Below are 24,375 nucleotides of genomic sequence, written 5' to 3'. Positions count from 1 at the left end.
CTTCGCGCATCAGCCCTTCGGCCTGGCGCGATACAGCCCGATCACCGACGAGAAATCCAGCCCCCCGCTGCCCCCGGCGCTGTGCGCCTGGTACAACTGCTGCGCGAGCGCACCCAGATACGCCGGCTGCCGCACCGATTTCGCGGCGTCGGTGGCCAGGCCCAGATCCTTCAGCATCAGGTCCGTGCCGAAACCGCCGCTGTAGCCGCGCGAAGCCGGCGCCGTCTCCACCACGCCCGGGAACGGGTTGTAGGTGTCCGAGCTCCAGCAGCGCCCGGTGGAGCTGTCGACGATGCCGGCCAGCACCTTCGGATCGATGCCGAGCGCCTCGCCGAGCGCCATCGCCTCGGACACGCCGGCCATCGTGATGCCGAGGATCAGGTTGTTGCAGATCTTCGCCACCTGCCCCATCGACACGCCGCCGCACGGCACGATGTTGCGTCCCATCGCGGCCAGCAACGGCTTGAGCGCATCGAATTCCGCGCCCGCCGCGCCGACCATGAACGTCAGCGTGCCGGCCGTCGCGCCGCCGGTGCCGCCCGACACGGGCGCATCGACGAAGCCGTTGCCGCGCGCGGCCGCCGCCTGCGCCATCGCCTTGACGGTGGCCGGATCGATCGTGCTGCAATCGACGATCGTCACGCCCGGCGCGATCCCCGCCAGCACGCCGTCCTCGGCGCCGATCACGTGACGCACGTGCGCGGCCGCCGGCAGCATCGTGATCACGCATTCGACATCGCTCGCGGCATCCTTCGGCGAGGCGGCCGCGCGCGCGCCGGCATCGGCCAGCGCCCGCACCGCCGCCACGTCGAGGTCGAACACGCGCAGCGCGTGCCCGGCCTTCAGCAGATTGCGCGCCATCGGCGCACCCATGTTGCCCAGCCCGATGAATCCGATCTTCATGATGTGCGGTCCTCGTGCGGGTTCAGCGCAGGCTGATGGTGGTGTTCACGCCGTCGTTGACGGTGGCGTCGTCGAACCAGCGCGCGGTGACGGTCTTGGTCTGCGTGTAGAACTGCACGACCTGCTTGCCGTACGGGCCGAGATCGCCGAGCTTCGAGCCGCGCGAGCCGGTGAAGCTGAAGAACGGCACCGGCACCGGAATCGGGATGTTGATGCCCACCTGGCCGACGTCGATCTCGTTCTGGAACTTGCGCGCCGCCGCGCCGCTCTGCGTGAACAGGCCCACGCCGTTGCCGAACGGATTGGCATTGACCAGCGCGATCGCCTCGTCGAGCGTGTCGACGGTCAGCACCACCAGCACCGGCCCGAAGATTTCCTGCGTGTAGATGCGCATGTCGGTCTTCACGTCGGTGAAGATCGTCGGGCCGACGAAGTTGCCGTCGGCGTAGCCGGGCACCTTCACGTCGCGGCCGTCGAGCAGCAGCGTCGCGCCTTCCTGCACGCCCGATTCGATCAGCGCCAGGATGCGCGCGCGGGCCGCCTTCGACACCACCGGCCCGACATCGGTGCCGGCCTCGTGGCCGGCGTTGACCTTCAGCGTGCGCGCCTTGGCCGCGAGGTCGTGCACCCAGTCGCGCGCGGCGCCCACCAGCACCACCACCGAGGTGGCCATGCAGCGCTGGCCGGCCGCGCCGAAGCCCGCGCCCGCCAGCGCGTTGAGCGTCTGCTCGCGGTTCGCGTCGGGCAGCACCACGGCGTGATTCTTCGCGCCCATCATCGATTGCGCACGCTTGCCGTGCTCGCTGGCGAGCCGGTATACGTGCGTGCCGACGGCGGTCGAACCGACGAACGACACGGCCTGCACATGCCGGTGCGTGCACAGCGCATCCACCGCCTGCTTGCCGCCATGCACCACGTTCAGCACGCCCTTCGGCACGCCGGCCTCGATCGCGAGCTTGACCAGCTCCATGGTGGACAGCGGGTCCTGCTCCGACGGCTTCAGCACGAACGTGTTGCCGCACACGATCGCCATCGGGAACATCCACAACGGGATCATCGCCGGGAAGTTGAACGGGGTGATGCCGGCGCACACGCCGATCGGCTGGCGCAGCGTGTAGGTATCCACGCTTCCGGCCACGTTCTCGGCGAATTCGCCGAGTTGCAGCGTGCCGATCGAGCACGCGTGCTCGACCACTTCGAGGCCGCGGAAGATGTCGCCTTCGGCATCGGGCAGCGTCTTGCCCTGCTCGGCCGTCAGCACCGCGGCGATGCGCGACATGTGCTCGCGCACCAGCGCCTGGAAGCGCAGCATCACGCGCAGCCGCGTGCCGAGCGGCGTGTGCCGCCAGGTGGCGAACGCGGCGTGCGCGGCCTCGATGGCCGCATCGATCTCGCCGGCCGTGGCGAACGGCACGCGCGCCAGCACCTGCTGGGTGGCCGGGTTGACGATGTCGCGCCACTCGGTGCTGGTCGATTCGACGAATTCGCCGTTGATCAACAGCGGCACGTTCGGCACGCCTGCTACGTTATCCTGAATGACTGCATTCATGTTCGACTCTCTGCGGTTGCCGATGCGAGCGCCTCGACGGGTCGGGCACTGCGCACCGGGTAAATGGATGGGGTTATTCCTTGCCGTCGCGCAGGCATAGCGCGCAGGCAATCGCGATCGCGCCGAGCACGACCATGTAGGCCACCACGTAGCGCGGGTTGCCGCCGCCCGCGGCGAGCAGCGCGGTGGCGATCATCGGCGCGATGCCGCCGCCCAGCACGCCGGCCGCCTGCACCGACACCGAAATGCCGCTGTAGCGCACCTGCGCCGGGAACTGCGCGGCGAAGAACTGCGATTCGGGCGCGTAGAGGATCGGGAACACCACGCCCACGCCGAGCACCATCGCCCACCACACGGCCAGGGCGTGGCGCGTTTCGAGCATCAGGAAGAACGGCGCCGCGAACAGGCACATCACCACCAGCCCGATCACGAACAGGCGCTTCTGCCCGATCACGTCGCTCAGGTAACCCGACAGCGGCATCGTGACGATCGACAACGCCGCGCCGGCCGTGATCGCGTGAAGGATCTGCGCCTTCGGGATCGACAATTGATTGGCCGCATAGGACAGCGCGAACGCCACCACCAGATAGAACCAGGTGTTCTCGGCGGTGCGCGCGCCGATGATGGCGAGCAGCGCACGCGGGTGACGCACGATCACCTCGGCCACCGGCGATTTCACGCGCGCGCCTTCCTGCTTGAGCTTTTCGAAATCGGGCGACTCGGGCACGCGGGTGCGGATATACCAGCCCACGATCAGCAGCACCACGCTGGCCAGGAACGGCACGCGCCAGCCCCACGACAGCAGCGCCGGTTCGGGCAGCGCCGCGACGATCGCCATCGCGCTCGACGAGAGAATCAGCCCGAAGCCCACGCCTGTTTGCGGCAGGCTGCCGAACAGCCCCTTCTTGCCCGGCGGCGCGTGTTCCACCGCCATCAGCGCCGCGCCGCCCCACTCGCCGCCCACCGCCATGCCCTGAATGAAGCGCATCGCCACCAGCAGCCCGGCGGCCCAGTAACCGATGCTCTGAAACGACGGGATCAGGCCGATCGCGATGCTCGGAATGCCCATCATCAGCAGCGTGGCCATCAGCATCGACTTGCGGCCGATCTTGTCGCCGAAGTGGCCGAACACGATGCCGCCCATCGGCCGGCCGATGAAGCCCACGCCATAGGTGGCGAATGCGGCCAGCGTGCCGAGCACCGGGTCGAGCGTGGGGAAGAAAACCTTGTTGAAGACGAGCGCAGCGGCGGTGCCATAGAGAAAGAAGTCGTACCACTCGATGGTGGTGCCCGCCATGCTGGCCCAGCCAGCCACGACGTAATCCTTCGCGGACCGGCGCGTGGCCGGTGGCGCCGCGGCGGCGGTCGAATGCAGTTCCATGTTGTCTCCGGTGTTCTTGTCCAATGAGGGGAATCCCTATTGCGCGTCGCACTTTGCGGCGACGTCCCGGCGAGTATAGTTCTTTGATTTTCCACACGAAATACCGCTAATAACCCATCCGTTATGCAAAAATCCACAAGCGAAATGCGTCGGATCAACTGGGACGATCTGCGTTATTTCCTGGCCGTCGCGCGGCTGCAAACGGCCAGCGCGGCGGCGCGCCGGCTCGGCGTCGACCACACCACGGTGGCGCGGCGCGTGCGCGAGCTGGAGGCCTCGCTGGAAGCGGTGCTGTTCGAGAAATCGCGGGCGGGGGGCTTCGTGCTGACCTCGGAAGGCCAGCGGCTGCTGACCTATGCCGACGAGATCGAAAGCGCCGTGCAGTTGGCGGGGGAACAGTTCAAGGGCGGGGCGAACCTGCTGTCGGGGCACGTGCGGATCGGCTCGACCGAGGGCTTCGGCTCGTTCTTTCTCGCGCCGCAACTGGCGCATTTCGCGCGGGCGCACCCGGAGATCTCGATCGACCTGCTGCCGGTGCCGCACTTCGTCAGCCTGTCGAAGCGCGAGGCCGACCTGGCGATCGTGCTGGAGCGCCCCGAGCGCGGCCAGTACGTGCACACCAAGCTGTGCGATTACCGGTTGCAGTTGTACGGCACGCAGGCCTATTTGCAGCGTCACCCGGTGTCGCCCCGGCTGGCCGACCTGCGCGAGCACGCATTCCTGAACTACGTGACCGACCTGGTGTTCAGCCCCGAGCTGCTGTACCTGGAGCGCACGGTGCCGGGCGCGGGCGCCAACCTGTCGACCACCAGCATCGTGGCGCAATACCACGCGGCGCTGCAGGGCACCGCGCTTGCGATCCTGCCCTGCTTCATGGCCGAACCCGATCCGCGCCTGATCCCGGTGTTCCCGGGTGAAGTCTCGATCACGCGGCACTTCTGGCTGTGCTGCCGCGAGGACATCCGCAACCTGCGGCGGATCTCGGCGCTATGGGATTTCCTGCGCGATTCGGCCGTGCTCAATCGCACGTTCCTGCTCGGCCAGACGCCGGAGATGAAGTTCGCGGCGCTCTGAAGGCGGCCCATGCGGACCTTGTCTGCCGCGCTCACGCTTGCCACGCGCCGAAAGATGTTGTATGTAATCCAAACGATCCAGACAGCCGCATCGCGCTCATGAGAAAGTCCAGACAGGAAACCGCCGAAACCCGCCAGCGCATCGTCGAAGCCGCCTCGCGCAAGTTCCGCGAGAACGGCATCGAGAGCACCGCGCTCAGTGACGTGATGGCAGAGGCCGGCCTCACGCACGGCGGCTTCTACAAGCACTTCGCCTCGAAAGACCAGATGGTGGTGGAATCGCTCAAGCTCGCCACGCAGAACGCGCGCGAGCACATGGCCGTCACGCTCGACGGCACGCCAGGCAAACGCGGCCTCGACGCCACCATCGACCGCTACCTGTCCGCGCTGCACCTGGGCGGCAGTTGCAGCGAATGCGCGCTGGTCTCGCTGGCGAGCGAACTGGTGCGCGCCAGCGACGACGTGCGCAACGCCGCCGCCGACAGCACGATCGCGCTGATCGACCTGTTCGCAAGCCACCTGACCGACCTGAGCCCGGCCGCGGCGCGCAAGAAGGCCACGGTGATCGTCTCGACGATGATCGGCGCGCTGACGGTCGCGCGCCTCGTCAACGACGAGGCGCTTGCGGCCTCGGTGCTGCGCGAGGCGCGCAAGGCGCTTCAGCAGCCCTGAGGCAATCGACCGGCCGGTGTCGGCCGGCCTGGGCCGGGTCTCAGTCCATCAACCGGCGGCCGACGCCGCCGGCTTCGGCAAGCCGCCCGACGCCGGCACGGCCGCATCCGCCGTCTGCCCGGTCGCCCATCCCCCGCCCAACGCCCGGAACACCGACACGGCCGCCCGCGCCGAATCGGCACGCGTCGCATCGAGATCGTCGCGCGCACTCAGCAGTTGCCGATCGGCGTCGAGCACATCGGTCAGCGTGATCGCGCCGGCCTTGTACGCCTTCTCCGACAGATCGCGCGCGCGCGTGAGCGACACCACCTCGGCATCGAGTTCGCCCTGCCGCAGTTGCGTCTGCGTCAGCGTCACGAACGCGTTCTCGACATCCTCGGCCGCCTTCAGCACGGTCTGCCGATAAACAGCGAGCGCCTCCGCGTTCGCGCCGCGCGCCGACGCCACCTCGGCGTCCACCTTGCCGAAGTCGAACAGCCGCCAGCGCAGCCCGGCCGTGACGGCCGGCTGGAACGCGCGCGCCGTGAACAACTGCCCGGCGTTGATGCTGTCGAAGCCGAGCAGGCCCGAGATCGACAGCTTCGGGTAGTAGTCCGACAGCGCCGCGCCGATCCGCTCGTTCGAGGCGGCCAGCCGGCGCTCGGCCGCGATCACGTCGGGCCGGCGGCGCAGCACGTCGGTGGGCGTCGCGCTCGCATCGACCGACGGAATCCCCGGGATCTCGCCCGCCACCGCGAGCTGGCTCGCGTAGGTGCCGGGTTGCGCGCCCATCAGGATGTCGAGCCGGTTCAGTTGCGCGACGAGATTGGTCTGCAGCGTCGGGATCAGCGCGCGCGCCTGCCGCAGCAACGCGTCGGCCTGCGCGATCTCGCGCTCGTCGGCCGCGCCCGCACGGCGGCGCGCCTTCACGAGATCGAGCAGATGCGTATCGGTCCGCACCTGATCGTTGGCCACCGCGAGCCGCGCCTGGTAGCCGCGCACCTGGAGGTACGCGTCGGCCGCATCGGCGGCCACCGTGACGCGCGTGCCGAGCCGGTCCGCCTCGGCCGCCTGCGCCTCGTTGGCCGCTGCCGACGCGTTGCGGCGCAGGCCGCCGGCCAGATCGATTTCCCAGCTCGCCGCCGCGCCGAGCGTGTATTCGCGCTGGCTGCGGCTGTAGCCCGGGAACGCCTTCGCGAGCGAGCCGGTGGGGCTCAGTTCGCTCTGGTGCTGGTCGCTCGCCGAGCCGTCGAGATCGACGGTCGGCAGCAGCGCGGCGCCCGCCGCGGAGGCCGCGGCGCGCGCCTGCCGCACCCGCGCGAACGCGGCGGCCAGGTCCAGGTTCTGCGCCAGCGCGCGATCGACGATCGACACCAGCACCGGATCGTGGAAGCCGGTCCACCAGCTATCGAGCGCGGCGGCCGATGCACTAGATGCGCCGGATTCCGCCTGCTTCGGCGCATGCTCGAACGGCACCAGCGTATCGACCGGCGCGTGATAATCGGGGCCGACCGCGCAGCCGGCCAGCGCGAACAGCAACGCCCCGGCGGCGGCGATCGCCGGCACGCGCGACGGGCGCGCCGCGCGCCAGGGTTTGGACGGCGACATCATGCTTCCTCCTTGCGACCGAACCAGGCTTCTTTCTTCTTCTGGCCGAAGCGGCGAATGAATACGTAGAACGCCGGCGTGAACAGCAGGCCGAAGCCCGTCACGCCGAGCATCCCGAACAGCACCGCGGTGCCGAGCGATTGCCGCATCTCCGCGCCCGCGCCGGTGGCCACGGCCAGCGGCGCGACGCCGAGAATGAACGCGAACGAGGTCATCAGGATCGGACGCAGGCGGGTACGCGCCGCATGCACGGCCGCCTCCGCCGCGTCCACCCCTTCATCCTCCTTCTGTCTGGCGAACTCGACGATCAGGATCGCGTTCTTGGCCGCCAGCCCCACCAGCACCACGAAGCCGATCTGCGCCAGGATGTCGATCGGCATGCCGCGAATCGACAGCCCCGTGACCGACGCCAGAATGCACATCGGCACGATCAGCACGATCGCCAGCGGCAGCTTCCAGCTTTCGTACTGCGCCACCAGCACCAGGAACACGAACAGCGCGGCCGCGCCGAACACCACCAGTGTCGGCGTGCCCTTTTGCTGCTGCTGATAGGCCAGATCGGTCCATTCGAACGAGATGCCCTGCGGCAGCACGTCGTGCGCCAGTTCCTCCATGCGATGCAGCGCCGTGCCGGTGGCCACGCCCGGTGCGGCCGCGCCCTGCACTTCGGCGGCCGGATACAGGTTGAAGCGCGGCACGCGATACGGCACGGTGCGATCCTCGAACGTCGCGACCGAGCCGATCGGCACCATCTCGCCGGCCTGGTTGCGGGTCTTGAGCCGCCCGATGTCCTCGCCGCTGTGGCGGAAGCTGCCGTCGGCCTGCACGATCACTTCGTAGGTCCGCCCGAGGTAGTTGAAGTCGTTCACGTACTGCGAACCCAGATAGACCTGCAGCGTCGAGAACACGTCGGTGGGCGTGATGCCGAGCTTCTGCGCCTTGACCCGATCGATATCCGCGAACACCGACGGCGAACCCGCGTTGTACAGCGTGAACACGCCGGCGAAATGCGGGTCCTTGTTGGCCGCCGCCACCAGCGATTTGGCTGCCTTCACGAGCGCGTCCGGCCCCAGGCCCGCGCGATCCTCCAGCATCATCTTGAAGCCGCCCGCGCTGCCGAGGCCCTGCACCGGCGGCGGCGGGATCGTCAATACGTAGGCATCCTTGATGACCGACAGCCGCTTGCGCAGGTCGGCCAGCACGGTGCCGGCGGTGACGCCCGGCAGCGAGTGGTTGTAGAGCGACGGCAGGCCCGTAAACACCGTGCCCGAGTTCGAGGCGACCGTCAGCGTGGTCGCGTCCAGCCCGACGAACGGCGCCGCGTGCTCGATGCCCTTGGTGGACAGCGCGATGTCCGTCACCTGCCGCACCACCTTCTCGGTGCGTTCGAGCGAGGCGCCCGGCGGCAACTGGACGATCGTGATCAGGTAGCCCTGGTCCTGCTCGGGAATGAAGCCGGTGGGCGTGCGCGAGAACTCCACGCCGGCCACCGCGATCAGCGCGACATAGATCGCCAGCATCACCGTCAGGCCGCGCACCAGCCGCCGCGTGAGGTTGCCGTAGCCGAACGAAATCCGGTCGAAGCCGCGGTTGAAGCTGGCGAAACCCGACTCCAGCATCCGCGAGACACGACCCTTCGGCGCCGCTTCGTGGCCGGCCTGATGCGACTTGAACAGCACCGCGCACAGCGCCGGGCTCAACGTCAGCGAGACAAAGCACGAGATCACCGTGGACGCCGCGATGGTCACCGCGAACTGCCGGAAGAACAGCCCCGAGATGCCCGAGATGAACGCCGACGGCACGAACACCGCGCACAGCGTCAGCGCGATCGACAGCAGCGCGCCGCCGACCTCGTCCATGGTGCGGTGCGCGGCCTCCACGGCCGACATGCCGGCGCGCATGTTGCGCTCGACGTTCTCCACCACCACGATCGCATCGTCCACCACGATCCCCACCGCCAGCACCAGCCCGAACAGCGAGAGATTGTTCAGCGAGATGCCGAACGTCGCGAGCACGATGAACGAGCCCAACAGCGACACCGGAATCGCCACCACCGGAATGATGGTCGCGCGCCAGTTCTGCAGGAACACGAACACCACGCCCACCACCAGCAGGATCGCGACGAAAATCGTCGTGATCACCTCGTCGACCGACTTGCCGATGAAGATCGTCGGGTCGTAGATGATCTGGTAATCGACGCCGGCCGGGAATTCCTTCTTAAGCCCTTCCATCGCGCCGAGCACCTCGTGCTCGACGGCCAGCGAGTTCGCGCCCGGTTCGGCGTAGATCAGCATCGCGGTGGCGTCGTCGCGATCCTTGAACGAGGTCGCGCCGTAATCGGCCGCGCCCACCTCGACGCGCCCGACGTCGCGCAGGTGCGTGACACGCCCCTGCGGATCGGATTTCAGCACGATGTCGCCGAACTGCTCCGGCGTGGACAGCCGGCCCAGCGCCTCGACGTTGATCTGATAGGCCGAGCCGGTCGCCACCGGCGGCTGGTTCAGGATACCGGCCGACACCTGCACGTTCTGCGCGCGCAGCGCGGCCAGCACCTCGCTCGCGGTCAGGTCGTGCGCGGCCGCGCGATCGGGATCGATCCAGATCCGCATCGCGTATTCGCGCGCGCCCTGGATCTGCACGTCGCCCACGCCCTGCAGCCGCGCGAGCGTGTCCTTCACGTGCAGCGTCGCGTAGTTCGACAGGTAGAGCGTGTCGTGCGAGTGGTTCGGCGAGTACAGGTGCACCGCCAGCAGGATGCTCGGCGTGGACTTGCGCACCTGCACGCCGAGCCGCTGCACGTCTTCCGGCAAGCGCGGCAGCGCATCCTGCACGCGGTTCTGCGTCAGCATCTGCGCGACGTTCAGGTCGGTGCCGATGCGGAACGTGACCGTCACCGTGAGCTGGCCGTTGCCGGTGGACTGGCTGCTCATGTAGAGCATGTTCTCGACGCCGTTGATCTGCTGCTCGAGCGGCGTCGCCACGGTGCGCGCGATCGTGTCGGCCGAGGCGCCGGGGTACGAGGTGGTGACCTGCACCGTGGGCGGCACGATCTCCGGATACTGCGCGACCGGCAGCACGAACATCGCGCCGAGCCCGATCAGCGTCAGGAACGCGCTGACCACCGTCGCGAAGCGCGGGCGGTCGATGAAGAAATGGGCGATTCTCATGACGTCGCCCCCTTATTGCGGCTGGGCCGCGTAGCTGATGGTGCCGTCGTGCGGCTTCACCTTCGAGCCGGGCGCCGCGAACGGCAGGCCGTCGATGATCACGCGATCGCTGTCGGTCAGGCCCGAGCGGATCACGCGCAGGCCGCCGCGCACCTCGCCCGGCTCGACCTGCTTGGGCACCACCGTGCCGTCGGCCGCCACCGTCAGCACGATATGCTCGGACTGGTTCGGCAGCACCGACGCGTCGGGCACCAGCAGCGTGGGCGCCGGGTGCGTGACGGCCACCCGCACGCGCGAGAACTCGCCGGGCGTGAAGCGGCCGTCGGCGTTCGGCACCGTGGCGCGCGCGTGGAGCGTGCCGCTGGAGCGGTCGAGCACGTTGTCGACGAAATCGAGCGTGCCCTGGCGGTCGTAGTTCGTCGAGCCGCCCGAGGCCAGCTCCACGCGGTCGGCCGGCAGGCCCGCCACGTTGCCGCGATAGCGCTGGAACGCTTCGTAGTCCGATTCGCTCATGTCGAAATCGAGGTAGATCGGATCGAGCGAGACGATCGTGGTGAGCAGCGTGGTCGGGCTGGCCGCATAGCGGCTGCCGGCGATCAGGTTGCCGACCGACACCTGGTGCCGGCCGATGCGGCCGGTAAACGGCGCGACGATGCGGCAGTGGTCGAGGTCGAAGCGCGCGTCGCGCACCTGCGCGTCGGCGTCGTCGAGCGTGGCCTGCGCGGCGTGCAGCTCGGAGGTGCGCTGTTCGGTGTTCTGCTGGGTGCCGGCTTCGGCGCTTTGCAATTGCTGCGCGCGCGCCAGTTCCTGCTTGGCCAGCACCAGCCGCGCGGCCGCCGTCTGCTGCTGCGCCTTGGCCTGCGTATAGCGGATTTCGTAGGGAACCGAATCGATCGTAAACAGCAGGTCGCCCTTGTGGACCACCGCGCCGTCGCGGAAGTGGATGCCCGTCAGCGTGCCGCCCACCTGCGCGCGCAGCTCCACCTGATCGACCGCCGAGAATTGGCCGAGGAAACCGAGCCGCGTATCGAGATCGCGCACCAGCGGCCGGCTGACCGTCACGTCGTGCGGCCCCATCGGCGCGGCGGCGGCCGTACCCGCGCCGCCCTGCTGCGCATGATGGAACCACAACCCGCCACCGATCACCACGATCGCAACCGCGATCGCCACGGCCCGCGCGCGCCGCTTCGGCCCGCCATTGCGGCCGCCGTCCACGTGCGCGCCGTCTTCGTCCAGTCTTGTCTTCGTATCCACTGCTTCACCCTGGAAAGCGTTGCGCCCGGCATCGTGCGCATGCGAACGAACCGGGCGATGTCGGCGCCGCGTAACCCCACCCGGCGGCCGGCCTCATTTTGGATGTCTATCGACATCCAAGTTGCGTTAGATTACCCATAACATCCAAATGATCAAGCGCGACGAAATGACGAAGCACGGCGCTGCCTCGCGCGAATGGGCGCAAACGCATGCTGGATGGGGATCTGCGGGATTGTTCTAGGCTGTCGGCTACTGAATTCAGGCGCGACGCACAGCGGGTTTCACGAGAAAAGGCAGGAATACGAAAGGAAAATGGAAGCTTTGCCGGGTAAAGACGGACGAAACATCTTAGGAATTTAATTTTCGTCGCGTACAGTGATGGCCCGGCTTACCCGTGCCGCCGCTCCACTCCACGCCGATCACCGATGTCCCGTCTTCCGCCTCATATCGCTTCGCTTCGACTCGTCATCATCTGCGGAATCCTGACGATCTTCCCCGCTCTGTCGATCGACCTCGGCCTGCCCGGCTTCGCCAGCATCGCGACCATGTTCTCGATGCCGATCGAGCGCGTGTCGCAAACCCTGAGCTTCTTCTTTTTCAGCTTCTCGGTGTCGCCGCTGATCTACGGGCCGCTGTCCGACCGGATGGGGCGCCGCCCGGTGCTGCTGTTCGCCTGCGTGGTGTACACGTTCGCGAGCGTGCTGGCCACGCTGTCGACCTCGTTCGACATGCTGCTGGTGTGCCGGCTGTTGCAGGGCACCGGCGCCGGCGCGGCCTCGGTGCTGGCGATCACGGTGATCCGCGATCAGCGCAGCGGCGACGAAGCGCGCCAGTTGCTGTCCTACGCCGCCGTGGTGCGGATCATCGGGCCGACCACCGCGCCCACGCTCGGCAACCTGCTGCTGATGTTCGGCAACTGGCGGTGGATCTACGGCTTCATGGCGCTCGGCGGCTTCCTGATGCTGCTGATCGTGGCGCGCGAGTTGCCGGAATCGTCGCATGCGAAGCTCGCGCGCGCCGACGGCCACGGCGCGAAGCTCGGCGGCATGAGCGGCCTCACGCCGTCCGACGCCGCGCCCGCACGCCGCTCGGTGCTGGCCGACTACCGGCAGTTCCTGACCGACAAGACCAGCCTGTCGTACGCGCTGATCATCGCGCTGACGTTCTCCAGCCACTTCTCGTACATCACCGGCTCGCTGTACGTGTTCATCGACGTGCTGCATGTCTCGACCACGCTGTATGGCCTGCTGTTCGCCGTGATGGCGCTGTGCCTGATGCTCGGTTCGTTCATCAGCGCGCGGCTCGGCAAGCACGGCGTGCCCGGCGAGTGGGTGCTGGCCGCCACGCTGGCGGTGTCGGTGGCGTCGCCGCTGACGATGCTGTCGCTGTCCGCCGGCCACCGGCTCGACGTGACCGTGCTGACGCTGCTGCTGTCGCTGAACACCACCTGCCTCGGCATCCTCACGCCGATCGCGCAGCAAGGCGCGATGGAGCGCGCCGCGCAGTTCGCCGGCACGGCCTCCGCGCTGATGAACGCCTTGATGACGGGGATGGGTGCCTGCGCCAGCTATATCGAGGGCGTGCTGCTGACGCGCTTTCCGGAATCGCCCGCGCTTGTCATGAGCACGCAGATGGCGCTGTGCTGCATCGGCGGCGCGGCGATTTTCCTGGTGGGAATCCTGCCGGCGGCGCAGCGGCGGCGCACCGCCTGAGCGCGCCCGGCGCGGGCCACGCGCTCAGGCCGGCCCGCGCGCGGGGCCGGCGGTACCTCAGCGGTACTTCGCGCCGCCGTCGGCGTCGATCACCACGCCGCTCAGGTAGGACGCACGATCCGATGCGAGGAAGCTGACCAGATCGGCCATCTCCTCGGGCTCCGACGGCCGGCCGAACGGCAGCCCGTCGAGCAGTTCGCGCCAGCGCGAGGCGTCGCCGAGCTGCGTTTCGGCGCGGCTGCGATAGAGCTTTTCGAGCCGCTGCGTCGCGCACGGCCCCGGGTTGATGCCGACCATGCGCACGCCGCGTCGCGTCGCATGCGCGCCCACCGCTTGGGTGAACGCCACCAGCGCGGCGTTCGCCGTCGAGCCGAGAATGTAGTCGTAGCGCGGCGTCACGCCGGCCGCGCCGATCACGTTGACGATCACGCCGCTGCCGCGCTCCATCATCGCCGGCAGCACCAGCCGCGCGAAATCCATATAGCCGAACAGCTTCAGTTCCCAACTGGCCCGCCACGCGGCCTCGTCGATCGCCTCCAGGCCGCCGCCCGGAATCGCGCCGGCGTTGTTGACCAGGATGTCGATCGTGCCCGCTTCCGCCAGCAGCTCGCGACGCGCAACCGGGTCGGACAGATCGACCGCGCTCGCGCGCACCGTCACCTCGCCGGCCGCCTCGACTTCGCGCCGGGCCAGTTCGAGCAGGTCGGGGTTCGACGACACCAGATGCACCGCACACCCTTCCCTGGCGAGCGCGATCGCGCTGGCCAGGCCGATGCCTTTCGATGCGCCGGTGATCAGCGCGGTGCGTCCTTTGATACCGAGATCCATGGGGTGTCTCCAATGCGTGCCGTCGGGATGGGGGAGAAGCGAGGGCTGACCGGGGCGCCGGGCGCCTCGTGTGCCGTCTCGACGGGGATCGTAGCAGGGGGCCGGGAAGTCGGTCGGCGGCGCAACAATGGCCGCGATTCGAGCAGGGGTATCGGGTGGACGAGGCGCGCGATGCGTTGCTGCGGTGGCCCTGCTCGATGCGATATCGGATGCGCCGCTACGTTGCGCGCGCTCAGGTCAGCAACGGCGTCAGGTCCGGATCGCCCTTCTCCATCGCCCGACGATACGCGGGCCGCGCGCCGATACGCTGGAGGTAAGCCAGTATGCCGGGGTAAGGCGCGAGATCGACCGGATGAAACAGGCGCATCGTCGTCAGTGAAAACACGTTCATGATGTCCGCCGCCGTGAACGTGTCGCCGGCGAGATAGGCGCTGTGCGCCAGCCGGTCGTCGATCAGGCGCAGCACCTTGTCGAGCCGCCCCCGGGTCGACGTCAACACCGGATGATCGGCCGGCAATCCGCAGCGCTCCACGGTCATCGATCGAAGCATGACCGGCTGCAGGTTGCCGTTGGCAAAATGAAACCAGTAGAGATAGGACGCGAACGCCGGATGCGACGAATCGAACTGCAGCCGCCCATGCCCGTATCGCGCGAGGATGAATTCGACGATCGCGGCCGATTCGGCCAGGCACGCGCCGTCGACCTCGACCAGCGGCGCGGCGCCGAGAGGATGCAGCGCTTTCAATTCAGGCGGCGACAGGCGTGTGACGGCATCCCGTTGATACTTCTCCAGTTCGAAGGGAAGGTCCAGCTCCTCGCAGAGCCAGATGATCCGTTCGGATTGCGAATGACCCAGATGATGAATTTTCAGCATGGCATGTGTTCCTCGGTATGAAATGTAGCGAGCGAGACGGCGATGAGCGATGCGGTGGCTAGACACCGTCCGGCGCGCCGAGATGGCGGGCGAACGACGCCGAGCGCCCACGGCGTTGTCCGCGAACGTCGGTGGGCAGATAGCCGAACCGCTCACGGAAGCGAGCCGAGAAGCGGGATGCGGAGGCATAACCGGTGGCCAGGGCGATCTCCAGTACAGGCACATCGGTGTTCTGAAGCAACGCCAGCGCATGCGACATGCGGACATCCTGCTGAAGCCGGCGAAACGATGTGTCCTCCGCCGCCAGCTTTCTTCGCAGTGTCGGCACGCTGGTTGCGATTTCGTCGGCGACGCGTTCCATCGACCACGCCGTCGACAGATCCGCGGCAAGCAGCGTGCGAACCTGCTCGCCGAACGACGCCGGCGCCGACGCCAGGGACGAAAAATGAAAACCGCGTTCGGCGAGCCACAGCAGCACTTCCCGCAAACGGCTCGCCGCGATCGCCGGCGGCAGGCCTTCGGCCGGTTGCAAGCCATTGAAGGCGCGATAGAACGATGCGCGAAACGCGTCGCCCAAGCCGGCATGCACGGCCACGCGCGGGCTCGGCCGGCGCCTGACCGGCTCGGGCATCGCGAGCAGCGCCGCACTCCAGTTGATCCAGAGCGCACGGTAGAGGCCGCTTCGGCCGGGCGTGTTGGAGATGTCGACGCGTTCACCGGCCTGCAGCGTGAACGCCGCCCCGGGGTTCGCGACGCCCTCGCCGCCACGCCAGCGAATCCGCTTGGTGCCCTCCTCGACGAGAATCAGCGTTGCCTGACCGACCACGATCCGACGCGAGGTCAGATCGGAGCGTTGCACGATATGCCCCGCCGCGCCCACCTCGGGCCTGGACAGTACGCTGCGTGAACCCGCTCCGAACCGGATTGCCTCGGCGAGGCGGTCGGCGGCCTCGCTCTCTGCCGACAGGTCGGCATTCATGGGACATCCGACAGCGAGCGCGTCGGCCACGGCACGGGCGATTCGAGCGTGGCAACGATCGGCTGCGGGCAGCGTGATGCGCGAGCGCAACGCGGCGCGGTGTCGAACGGTGAAGCGATCATGGCGGGTATCGTTGATGTCCAGGGAACGTGAGCCATTCTGTCATCAAATATCGGCATGATCGCGACGGTTTCGCTCAATCTCTGTGCGAATTCGCTCATCTCGTCGCAGCGAGGTTCGGACCGCATCCGGGCAGTCGGTCAATGCCGCGAATTCAACCCTCGCCGATCACCGACGTCACGGCTTCCGCCGTTGCCGCCGACAAGGTCCAGCCGAGATGCCCATGCCCGGTGTTGTAGAAGACGCCCGGGCGCTTGCCACGCCCCACTCGCGGCAGCATGCTCGGCAACATCGGCCGCAAGCCCGCCCACGGCACCACGCGAGACGTCGAGACGGCGGGAAAGTAGCGGCGCACCCAATCGACCAAAGGCTCGATCCGATCCGCGCGAATGTCCCGGTTCGCGCCATTGAATTCCGCCGTGCCGGCAACCCGGAAACGATCCGCGCCCAGACGGCTGGTCACGATCTTCGCGCGATCGTCGAGCAGGCTGACCCAGGGCGCGCCGTCGCGGCTCGGTGCATCGTCCAGTTGCACGGTGATCGAATACCCTTTGACCGGATAGACGTTCACGTGGTCGCCCACCATCGCGGCGAACTGCTTACTGCCGACCCCGGCGCAGATGACGACACGATCGAAAACCTCCTGTTGCCGCCCGGAGGCGATCGAGATCCGGCCGCCCTCGATCGACTCGATGCCGCCGACCGCCGTGTCGTAATGAAATTGCACGCCGCGACGCTCGCAGGCCGACGACAGCCCCCGGGTAAATTTGTGAATGTCGCCGGTTGAATCGGACTCCGTAAAGAATCCGCCGTGGAAACTGCCCTGAAGCGCCGGCTCGATCGCGCGCATCTCCTCCGGCGTCACCGCTCGACGGTCCAGCCCGCCTGCACGCAGCAAGGTGTTCACGCGCGTGGCCGCGTCGTGCTCCTTGCGCGTTGCATAGAAGTGCAAAATACCGCGCCGCTCGTGATCGAACTCGATGCCCTCGCGCTCCGCAATCTCGAACAGATGGGCACGGGCGGCGATCGCCAGCCGCACGGTCTCGATCGTGTTCGCTTCGTAGCGCGGGATCTTCCCGAGGAATTCGGCGATCCAGCCGTACTTGTGCGCACTGGGGCGCGGGTTCAGGAGCAGCGGCGCGTCGCGCGTGAACATCCACCGCAACCCCTTCAGTACCGTGGCCCGGCTGTTCCAGACTTCCGCATTGCTGGCCGAGAGCTGGCCGCCGTTGGCGAAGGAGGTTTCCATCGCGGCATAGCGGTGCCGTTCGAAGACGGTGACGCTGTGGCCGCGTTGCGAGAGCGCATAGGCGGTCGTGACGCCGGTAATGCCGGCGCCAATGATGGCGATTCGTGACATGTGATGGTCCAGACAGTGTTGAGCATTGCCGGCGATCCGTGCCGCCGGCGCATTTGCCCCATCTGTCCGTTTACCTGAGAGTTTCGCCACATCCCGCATGACATCGCGGCGCGGCTCCCCTTCGGTGGGCGCGCAAGGCGCCGCTCTCCAGAGTGTTCCCGCATCACGGTCCTTTTGCCTGAGAGTTTCCGGGGCGGTTGCTCCGTCGGCGCCGCTTGACTTGAGCAAGCGGTCTCTCCCGTGATGCACGTGTAGAACGACCGCAAACTTACCATACGCAATGCGGAACGGCCAACGAAAACGCGATATCCCTTACCGCGCGCTCGTCCTCGACACCGATCTGCCGATACACGGCGTCGAAGCCTCCACGGCGACCCCGCGACGCGTGCCCCGGTATGGATTTTCGCGCCCCCGCCAGGGCATCGACCGCCTCTTTCGCCCGCCATTCAGCCGGTACGGAATTGACTCGACCACCGGTGCCCGCATCGCCGTCGCGCCGGCGTTTTCCGGTTTTAGTACTAGTCCTATGCGGTTCGAAACCGGTCAGATATCACCGATGGTCAGCACTTTGTAAAGTGAACTCATCGGTTAAAACCTACTGGAGCGAACCATGAAAACCTCACTGATCCAACGCGCAGTCACCACCACCTTCCTCGTCGGCGCCATGTTTGGCGGCGTGAACGCAGCCCATGCCGCTTCGACCAGCGACTACTTCGTGGCGAAGGGCTCGGCCACCGTCGACGATTCCGCCACGGCCAAGGGCGCGAACGCAGTGGCAGCCGGCGCGTCGGCCGCCGCGAATGGCGCCGACTCGACCGCCCTCGGCCACGGCGCCATCGCCGCATCGGCAGGCGCCAGCGCGATCGGCGCGGGTGCCAGCGCCTCGGGCGCCGGGGCTGTCGCACTGGGCAACAACGCGGTAGCGGCATCGGGCAGCGCCGGCAACATCGCCATCGGCCAGGGCTCGCTGTCGAACGGTGGCGGCGGAGCGATCGCGCTGGGCCTCAATGCCAACAGCGGCAGCTACGATTCGGTGGCGGTCGGCACCAATGCGAAGACGCTCGGACATAGCTCGGTATCGATTGGGGAAGACGCCCTGAGCGCCTCGTCCGATTCGGTGACGCTCGGTCACGCGGCCAGCACCGCCGGCAGCAGCTCGGTCGCCATTGGCGTGAAGGCAGCGGCCAACAGCTATAACTCCGTCGCGATCGGCAACGGCGCGCAGACCAACAGCTACAACTCGGTCGCACTCGGCAACAGCGCGCTGACCACCGGTTCGAGCTCGGTCGCCATTGGCGTGAAAGCAGCGGCCAACAGCTACGACTCCGTTGCGCTCGGGGCGGCCGCCACCGCGAATTCGTCGCTGGCGGCGGCGATCGGCTACGGCGCAGCCGCGAATTCGCAAGCCGCCGTGGCCGTCGGCTACAAGGCGACCGCCAACAAGGTCGCGGACATCGCGATCGGCGATCAGGCGCTGGCCGACTCCACCGGTCTGGGCAATCCCGCGTCGGCACTCGGTTATCAAGCGCACGCAATCGGCTCGGGCACCGCGATCGGTGCACTCGCAAACGCCGCCACGGTCCAATCGACCGCGTTGGGCGCGAACAGCACGGTATCGGAACTCAACGGCACCGCGATCGGCTTCGGCGCGCAAGTGCAAGCCGGCGCCACCAACGCCGTCGCACTCGGCCAGGGCAGCGTCGCCAATCGCGCCAACACCGTCTCGGTGGGCGCGGCGGGCGCCGAACGCCAGATCACCAACGTCGCGGCCGGCACCGCCGACACCGACGCGGTGAACGTCGCGCAACTGAAGCAGGCCGGCCTGGTGGGCAGCGACGGCTCGACGCTCGACGCGCTCGTGTACGACGCCGGCTCGAACCGCGGCATGGTCACGCTCGGCGGGATCGGCGCGGCGCAGACGGTGGCGCTCACGAACGTCGCGGCAGGCCGCATCGCGGCGAACAGCACCGACGCCGTGAACGGCGGCCAACTGTTCGAGCTGACCTCGCGGGTCGATGCCCTGGCGAGCACGGGCTATGCCGGCAATACCGGCAATACCGGCCGGGATGCGGGTAACGGCGGCCCCGTCGACGGTGCCGGCCAGCGCGTGACCAACGTCGCGGCCGGTGTGGCGGACACGGACGCGGCGAACGTCGGCCAGTTGAACTCGGCTGTCGACAACGGCGTGCAGCGCGCCAACGCCTACACGAACCAGCAGGTCGGCCAGCTGCGTTCGGATGTGGACGGCTACCGCAAGGATGCGGCCGCCGGCTCCGCCTCGGCGATGGCGATGGCGAATTTGCCGCAGGCGGTGCTGCCGGGCGAACGCGTGGTGTCGATCGCGGGCGGCACGTACGGCGGCCAGTCGGCGATGGCGCTCGGCCTGTCGACCGCCACGCAAAAGTGGATGGTCAAGGGTTCGCTGACCACCAACACGCGCGGCTCGGTGGGCGCGGGTGCCGGTGTGGGCTACCGCTGGTAAGGCTTCCTGACGCGTTCTGACAACAACAACGAACAGAGAGAGCAGGACCGGCCCCGTGGTTCGTTCCGGAAGTCGTGGCGGGGTCGTTTGGCCGGGCTGAATGCCCGGCTTTTTTTCGTCCCTGTCCCATAGCCTGGCGAGCCGTCGACCGCCAGACTGCTGTTTTGCGGTCCGGCAGCAGCGCAGCCGGGCACATCTTGCCGGCAGAGGAATCGCGATGACATTCAGCACGAACGAGCAGAAGCAACTGATCGCGGCATCGAAAGCGGGCCGGGCGCGGATCGACGACACCGTCAAGCAGCTGCGTCTCGATCATCCCGACCACTTCCACACCGAAGCTTCGTTGCCACTGCGGCGCTTCCATGACCAGCCGCTGCGCGGCGAACCGTGTCAATCATTCGTGCAGCGGGTCGGCGCCCGCGACAGCGATCGCAACCCGTCCGCCTGAACCGGGCACCCCAGTCGCCGCGTCGAATTCACCCGGCGAATTCGCTTATGATTGGCGATCTCGATTTCCCCCGCAGGGGCGGTTCATGGCAATGCAAGACCATGAAGGCAGGCATCGCCGACTCACGGACGCCCTGTCCGCCGCCGAGGCATCGGCCGGCAAGCCGGGCGTGCTGAATCGCTATCAGCGCGTGCTGCTGTACGGTGGCGGCGTGATCGTTTCGCTGGTGCTGGCGGCGATCGCGGCGGCCGTGATGACGGCGCTCGTGAAAGGCTACATCGCCGATCGCTACGCCGATTTCGTGATACGGCAGACGAGCCTGCAACTCAAGGTCAACGAAACGAACACGGCGTTTCGAGCCGGAATCCAGCACGAGGAAGCGGTCTGGCTCGACCGTCAGGCGCCACCCGCCTCGCTGGTCGCCAGCTTCGCGGCCCAGGGCGGCCGCGCGACGGTGCGCGGCAATCCACATTTCCCGCCGATGCTGCTGCTCGGCGATATCGCGTCGCCGCAACCGGCCGCCTCGTTTTCCCCCTACCTCGCGATGGCGCAGGAATTCAGCTACCGGCTCGGCGCCTATGCGCAGGAGCGCGGCTACGCGCGGATCGGCTATTTCTACTGCTACAGCCCGGACCGCAGCTTCATGGCGATCCTGCCCGCACCACCCGGCGGCGATCCGGTCGCCGCCAGCGGCGCGGGCAGCGTGCACGCCCTGCTGGCGCGCCTTGCGCCCGATCTCGGCGATCTGACCAGCGCCACCGTGCGCGATGCGCTCGGCGGCCCCGCCGCGCCGGTGTGGCTCCCGCCCACGCCAGGCCCGTTCATCGGCGAGCCGGTGATCCGCATCGCGAAGCCCGCCTATGTCGACGGCAAGCCGGTGATCGTGTTCGCGAGCAATCTGCCCGTGCGCGTGCTGCAGTCGATCCTGCCGACCGATCGCCACGATGCGAACTCGCTCGTGCTGGATGCGCGGGGCACGGTGTTCGCCGCCTCGGGCAAGGCTGCCGACCACGAGGCGCAACGCCTGGCGCTGATGCGGCGGCTCGCGGCCGGCTCGCATGCCGAGGACCCGATCGCCACGCACTTCCAGGACGGCCTGTTCGTGATCCGCGCCGGCGTGCAGCCGCTGGGCTGGACGTTCATCTACGCATTTTCGTGGCGCACCGTGCTGGCGGAGCTTTGGCCGAAGCTGGCCGGCTGCCTCGCCGCCCTGCTGCTGATGATCGGCCTGGTGTGGACGGTGCTGTTGCTGCTCGATCGGCGGATCTTCAGGCCGGGCCACCTGAGCGCGCAGCGCATCTTCGAAAGCGAGCAGCTCAATCGCACCATCATTTCCACCACGCCGTTCGGTCTCGCCCTGCTGTCGATGGACAACGGCGCGGTGCTGCTGGAAAACGCGGTGATGCGCGACTACGCGGCGCGCACGGCGGCGGGAGAAACGCCGCTGCGCGAACAGCTGTACGACCGTTTTCACGCGGCGGGGGCCGAGCCGGCAACGCACATGGGGCTTGAACTGCCGTTGCGGCTCGCCGACGACAGCGTCCGCCAGCTGGAAGTGGGCCTCGTCGCCACCAAGTACCGGGGCGCCGACTCCCTGCTCTGCAACTTCTCCGACATCACCGCCCACAAGTCGCTCGAACACACGCTCGAAGCGGCGCGACGCGCGGCCGACGCGGCGAACCAGGCCAAGTCGTCGTTCCTGTCGATGATGAGCCACGAGATCCGCACCCCGCTCCACGCGATCCTCGGCAACCTGGAGCTGATGGGCCGCTCGACGATGACGGCCGCGCAGAGCGGGCAGTTGCACGCGGTGGTGTCCTCGTCGCGCACGCTGCTCGATATCATCAACGACTTGCTCGACTTCTCGAAGATCGAATCGGGGCAACTGGGCATCGAGGCGATCCGCTTCGATCCGGCCGATGTCGTCCGGCAGAGTGCCGCCATCTTCTCGGCGGTCGCGCGGCAAAAAGGGCTGCAATTCGAATGCGTGATCGAGCCGGATCTGCCGCGCCATTACCTCGGCGACCCCACGCGGTTGCGCCAGATCGTCTCCAACCTGCTCAGCAATGCAATCAAGTTCACCGACGCCGGCGACGTCATGATCGAACTCTTCAGGGAGGACGATACGCGCGTCGATTCGCCGATCGTGGTCAGCGTGACCGATTCGGGCATCGGCATGACGCCGGAACAACAGGCGGCGCTGTTCCGGCCGTTTACGCAGGCCGATGCGAGCATCGCGCGCCGCTACGGCGGCACCGGGCTCGGCCTCGCGCTGTGCAAGCGGCTGACGGAGATGATGGGCGGCACGATCGAGGTGCGCAGCCGGCCGGACGATGGCAGCACGTTCGCGGTGACCTTGCCGTTGGCGCCCGATCAAGCGGGAGATCGGGCTGAAGCGGCAGCGGCCGGCGCGAATCCCGCTCCACACGCAGCGGTGCCGGACACGGCCACCGCCGCCCGCATCCTGGTGGTGGAGGACACCCCCGCCAACCAGTTGCTGTTCGAGGCGCAGCTCGCCACGCTCGGACATCGCTGCGAGCTGGCCGGCAACGGCAGCGCGGCGCTGGCGCGCTTCCTCGCCAAGCCGCGCGATTTCGACCTGATCATGACCGACCTGAACATGCCGGGCATGGATGGCTACACGCTCGCGCAGGCATTGCGCCAGTGCGGCGCGACGGTGCCGATCGTCGCCATCACGGCGCATGCGGGGGACGCGGAGCATCGACGCTGCCGGGCGGCCGGCATCGATGCGATCCTGGTCAAGCCCGCGCTGCTCGACGAGATTGGCGGCACGATTCGCCGGCTGCTCGGCCGCGAGCCCTCGGCGGCCACGCACGCCCCCGAAGACGACATCGCGCAGGGGCCGCTGCCCGACGCAGTGCACAAGACGTTGACGCGCTCGCTCGACAGCGGCCTGCAGGCGTTGCGCACCGCCGCGGCCGACGGCGACCACCCCGCGCTGCTCGCGCATCTGCACGCGCTGCGCGGCGCGTTCGCGATGATTCACGAAGCCGAGCCGGCCGGGCTGTGTGCGGACATGGAAGATGCCGTGCGCGCCGTGGCGGGGAGCCCCGTCGACATCCTGGCCCGGATCGGGCGCTTCGAGTCGGCCGCGCGCACCGTGCTGGCGCGGCGCGGCCCGGATCAACGCGCGCTGCCGTCCGGCTCTTGAGGGGTCGTGTCGGCCGCAGAATCGGCCGGCCTGGCGGCCAGCGCCGCGCCGATCGAATATTTGATCAAGTCGGTATCGGTTTCCACGCCGAGCTTGCGCATCGCGCTATTTTTCTGCGCGCTTATGGTTTGCTTGCTGCGCTTGAGTTGCGCGGCGATCTGGTTGACCGTCATGCCCGACACGAACAGCCGGATCACGTCGGATTCACGCGTGGTGAGCGCGCGGTCGCTGTGGCCGTGCGAATCCGCCTCGAGTTGCCAGACCACCTTGGCGATGGTCGGCGAAAAATATCGGCCATCCGCGTATGCCCCGTGAATGGCGGCCAGCAGATGATCGGTGGCGTCGGATTTGCTCAGGATGCAGTTGATACCGAGCTTGAGCAGCGACCGGATCACGCCCGGGTTGTCGATCATGGTCAGCACCACGATGCGCGTGGCCGGATAGCGCCGCTTCAGGAACGAGAACAACGTGATGCCGTCGCTGTAATCGCTGCCGGGCATCGCGTAATCGGACACCAGCACGTCGCACGGCTGCTTGCCCAGCGCATCGATCAGTTCGGTGGAATTGCCGGCGGTGGCGACGACGTCGATGGTGCGATGCTTCTTCAGCGTGTGAAGCAAGCCGACGATGATCGGGGGATGATCGTCGGCGAGCATGACCCGGATGGCGAAATCGTCCATGTGAAAGCGTCCTGTGCGGTGGGCAACCGATACATGGCGGCACTGGGTGCCCGCATCGGCCTGCAACGGCGGAGCCCGCTCACGCGGCTCCCGGGAATACGCAGGGAACCCCTGCACGTTCCACTTTAAGGCCG

The 24,375-nt window shown here is 67.9% G+C and carries 18 protein-coding genes and 1 riboswitch; of the genes, 6 read left to right on the top strand and 12 right to left on the bottom strand.

The window, feature by feature from the left end; all coding sequences use genetic code 11:
- Window positions 1-9 precede the first annotated feature (9 nt).
- The 3 genes from mmsB to AB4851_RS23200 form a co-directional block, all read right to left on the bottom strand.
- A complete protein-coding gene (gene mmsB, locus AB4851_RS23210; protein WP_414451628.1) occupies window positions 10-903 on the bottom strand; it encodes a 3-hydroxyisobutyrate dehydrogenase in 894 nt (297 codons plus the stop codon).
- A 22-nt stretch (window positions 904-925) separates the two neighbouring features.
- Window positions 926-2,452, bottom strand: coding sequence for a CoA-acylating methylmalonate-semialdehyde dehydrogenase (locus AB4851_RS23205; protein WP_414451627.1), 1,527 nt, complete (start codon window positions 2,450-2,452; stop codon window positions 926-928).
- Window positions 2,453-2,525: 73 nt separating this feature from the next.
- Entirely contained in the window at window positions 2,526-3,833 is a 1,308-nt protein-coding gene (locus tag AB4851_RS23200) for an MFS transporter (RefSeq protein WP_414451626.1), read from the bottom strand.
- A gap of 123 nt (window positions 3,834-3,956) precedes the next feature.
- On the opposite strand from AB4851_RS23200, the gene AB4851_RS23195 reads away from it, so the two are divergent.
- Both AB4851_RS23195 and AB4851_RS23190 read left to right on the top strand, forming a co-directional pair.
- The gene (locus AB4851_RS23195) at window positions 3,957-4,907 is read left to right on the top strand and encodes a LysR family transcriptional regulator (protein WP_414451625.1); all 951 of its coding nucleotides are present in this window, start codon (window positions 3,957-3,959) and stop codon (window positions 4,905-4,907) included.
- A gap of 98 nt (window positions 4,908-5,005) precedes the next feature.
- Window positions 5,006-5,578, top strand: coding sequence for a TetR/AcrR family transcriptional regulator (locus AB4851_RS23190; RefSeq protein ID WP_414451624.1), 573 nt, complete (start codon window positions 5,006-5,008; stop codon window positions 5,576-5,578).
- A gap of 48 nt (window positions 5,579-5,626) precedes the next feature.
- On the opposite strand, the gene AB4851_RS23185 is transcribed toward AB4851_RS23190, so the two are convergent.
- Genes AB4851_RS23185 through AB4851_RS23175 form a run of 3 tightly spaced genes read right to left on the bottom strand, consistent with a single transcriptional unit; the run spans window position 5,627 to window position 11,586 of the window.
- Entirely contained in the window at window positions 5,627-7,165 is a 1,539-nt protein-coding gene (locus tag AB4851_RS23185; protein ID WP_414451924.1) for an efflux transporter outer membrane subunit, read from the bottom strand.
- Window positions 7,165-10,332 carry an efflux RND transporter permease subunit gene (locus AB4851_RS23180; RefSeq protein WP_414451623.1) on the bottom strand — a complete coding sequence of 1,056 codons (3,168 nt, stop codon included), beginning with the start codon at window positions 10,330-10,332 and terminating at the stop codon, window positions 7,165-7,167. The genes AB4851_RS23185 and AB4851_RS23180 overlap by 1 nt, the downstream gene beginning before the upstream one ends.
- A 12-nt stretch (window positions 10,333-10,344) precedes the next feature.
- Entirely contained in the window at window positions 10,345-11,586 is a 1,242-nt protein-coding gene (locus AB4851_RS23175) for an efflux RND transporter periplasmic adaptor subunit (protein ID WP_414442247.1), read from the bottom strand.
- Window positions 11,587-12,011: 425 nt separating this feature from the next.
- On the opposite strand from AB4851_RS23175, the gene AB4851_RS23170 reads away from it, so the two are divergent.
- Window positions 12,012-13,298 carry an MFS transporter gene (locus tag AB4851_RS23170; protein ID WP_414451622.1) on the top strand — a complete coding sequence of 429 codons (1,287 nt, stop codon included), beginning with the start codon at window positions 12,012-12,014 and terminating at the stop codon, window positions 13,296-13,298.
- A gap of 57 nt (window positions 13,299-13,355) precedes the next feature.
- On the opposite strand, the gene AB4851_RS23165 is transcribed toward AB4851_RS23170, so the two are convergent.
- The 5 genes from AB4851_RS23165 to AB4851_RS23145 form a co-directional block, all read right to left on the bottom strand.
- Window positions 13,356-14,126, bottom strand: coding sequence for an SDR family oxidoreductase (locus AB4851_RS23165; protein WP_414451621.1), 771 nt, complete (start codon window positions 14,124-14,126; stop codon window positions 13,356-13,358).
- 232 nt (window positions 14,127-14,358) lie between these two features.
- Entirely contained in the window at window positions 14,359-15,111 is a 753-nt protein-coding gene (locus AB4851_RS23160; protein WP_414451620.1) for a glutathione S-transferase family protein, read from the bottom strand.
- Window positions 15,059-15,979 (bottom strand): helix-turn-helix transcriptional regulator, encoded by a 921-nt coding sequence (locus tag AB4851_RS23155; protein WP_414451619.1) that lies wholly within the window; start codon window positions 15,977-15,979, stop codon window positions 15,059-15,061. Before AB4851_RS23155 ends, AB4851_RS23160 begins: the two co-directional genes overlap by 53 nt.
- On the bottom strand, window positions 15,976-16,200 hold the full coding sequence (locus AB4851_RS23150; protein ID WP_414451618.1) for a hypothetical protein: 225 nt from the start codon (window positions 16,198-16,200) through the stop codon (window positions 15,976-15,978). Before AB4851_RS23150 ends, AB4851_RS23155 begins: the two co-directional genes overlap by 4 nt.
- A gap of 53 nt (window positions 16,201-16,253) precedes the next feature.
- Window positions 16,254-17,459 (bottom strand): D-amino acid dehydrogenase, encoded by a 1,206-nt coding sequence (locus AB4851_RS23145; protein WP_414451617.1) that lies wholly within the window; start codon window positions 17,457-17,459, stop codon window positions 16,254-16,256.
- 156 nt (window positions 17,460-17,615) lie between these two features.
- Window positions 17,616-17,710, bottom strand: a riboswitch (glycine riboswitch).
- Between the two features lie 359 nt (window positions 17,711-18,069).
- Here AB4851_RS23145 and AB4851_RS23140 point away from each other — a divergent pair.
- From AB4851_RS23140 to AB4851_RS23130, 3 genes are all read left to right on the top strand, one after another.
- Window positions 18,070-19,941: a YadA family autotransporter adhesin gene (locus AB4851_RS23140; RefSeq protein WP_414451616.1), complete on the top strand. Its 1,872-nt coding sequence runs from the start codon at window positions 18,070-18,072 to the stop codon at window positions 19,939-19,941.
- A gap of 217 nt (window positions 19,942-20,158) precedes the next feature.
- Window positions 20,159-20,389 (top strand): hypothetical protein, encoded by a 231-nt coding sequence (locus AB4851_RS23135; RefSeq protein ID WP_414451615.1) that lies wholly within the window; start codon window positions 20,159-20,161, stop codon window positions 20,387-20,389.
- Window positions 20,390-20,474: 85 nt separating this feature from the next.
- Window positions 20,475-23,561 (top strand): ATP-binding protein, encoded by a 3,087-nt coding sequence (locus tag AB4851_RS23130; RefSeq protein ID WP_414451614.1) that lies wholly within the window; start codon window positions 20,475-20,477, stop codon window positions 23,559-23,561.
- Here AB4851_RS23130 and AB4851_RS23125 read toward each other — a convergent pair.
- Window positions 23,534-24,241 carry a response regulator gene (locus AB4851_RS23125; protein WP_414451613.1) on the bottom strand — a complete coding sequence of 236 codons (708 nt, stop codon included), beginning with the start codon at window positions 24,239-24,241 and terminating at the stop codon, window positions 23,534-23,536. The genes AB4851_RS23130 and AB4851_RS23125 overlap by 28 nt on opposite strands.
- Window positions 24,242-24,375: the final 134 nt, after the last annotated feature.

The organism is Burkholderia sp. 22PA0099, assembly GCF_047497165.1.
GTDB lineage: Bacteria > Pseudomonadota > Gammaproteobacteria > Burkholderiales > Burkholderiaceae > Burkholderia.
The sequence above is the reverse complement of the archived record's forward strand: the minus strand, read 5'-3'. Positions and strand labels throughout refer to the sequence as shown.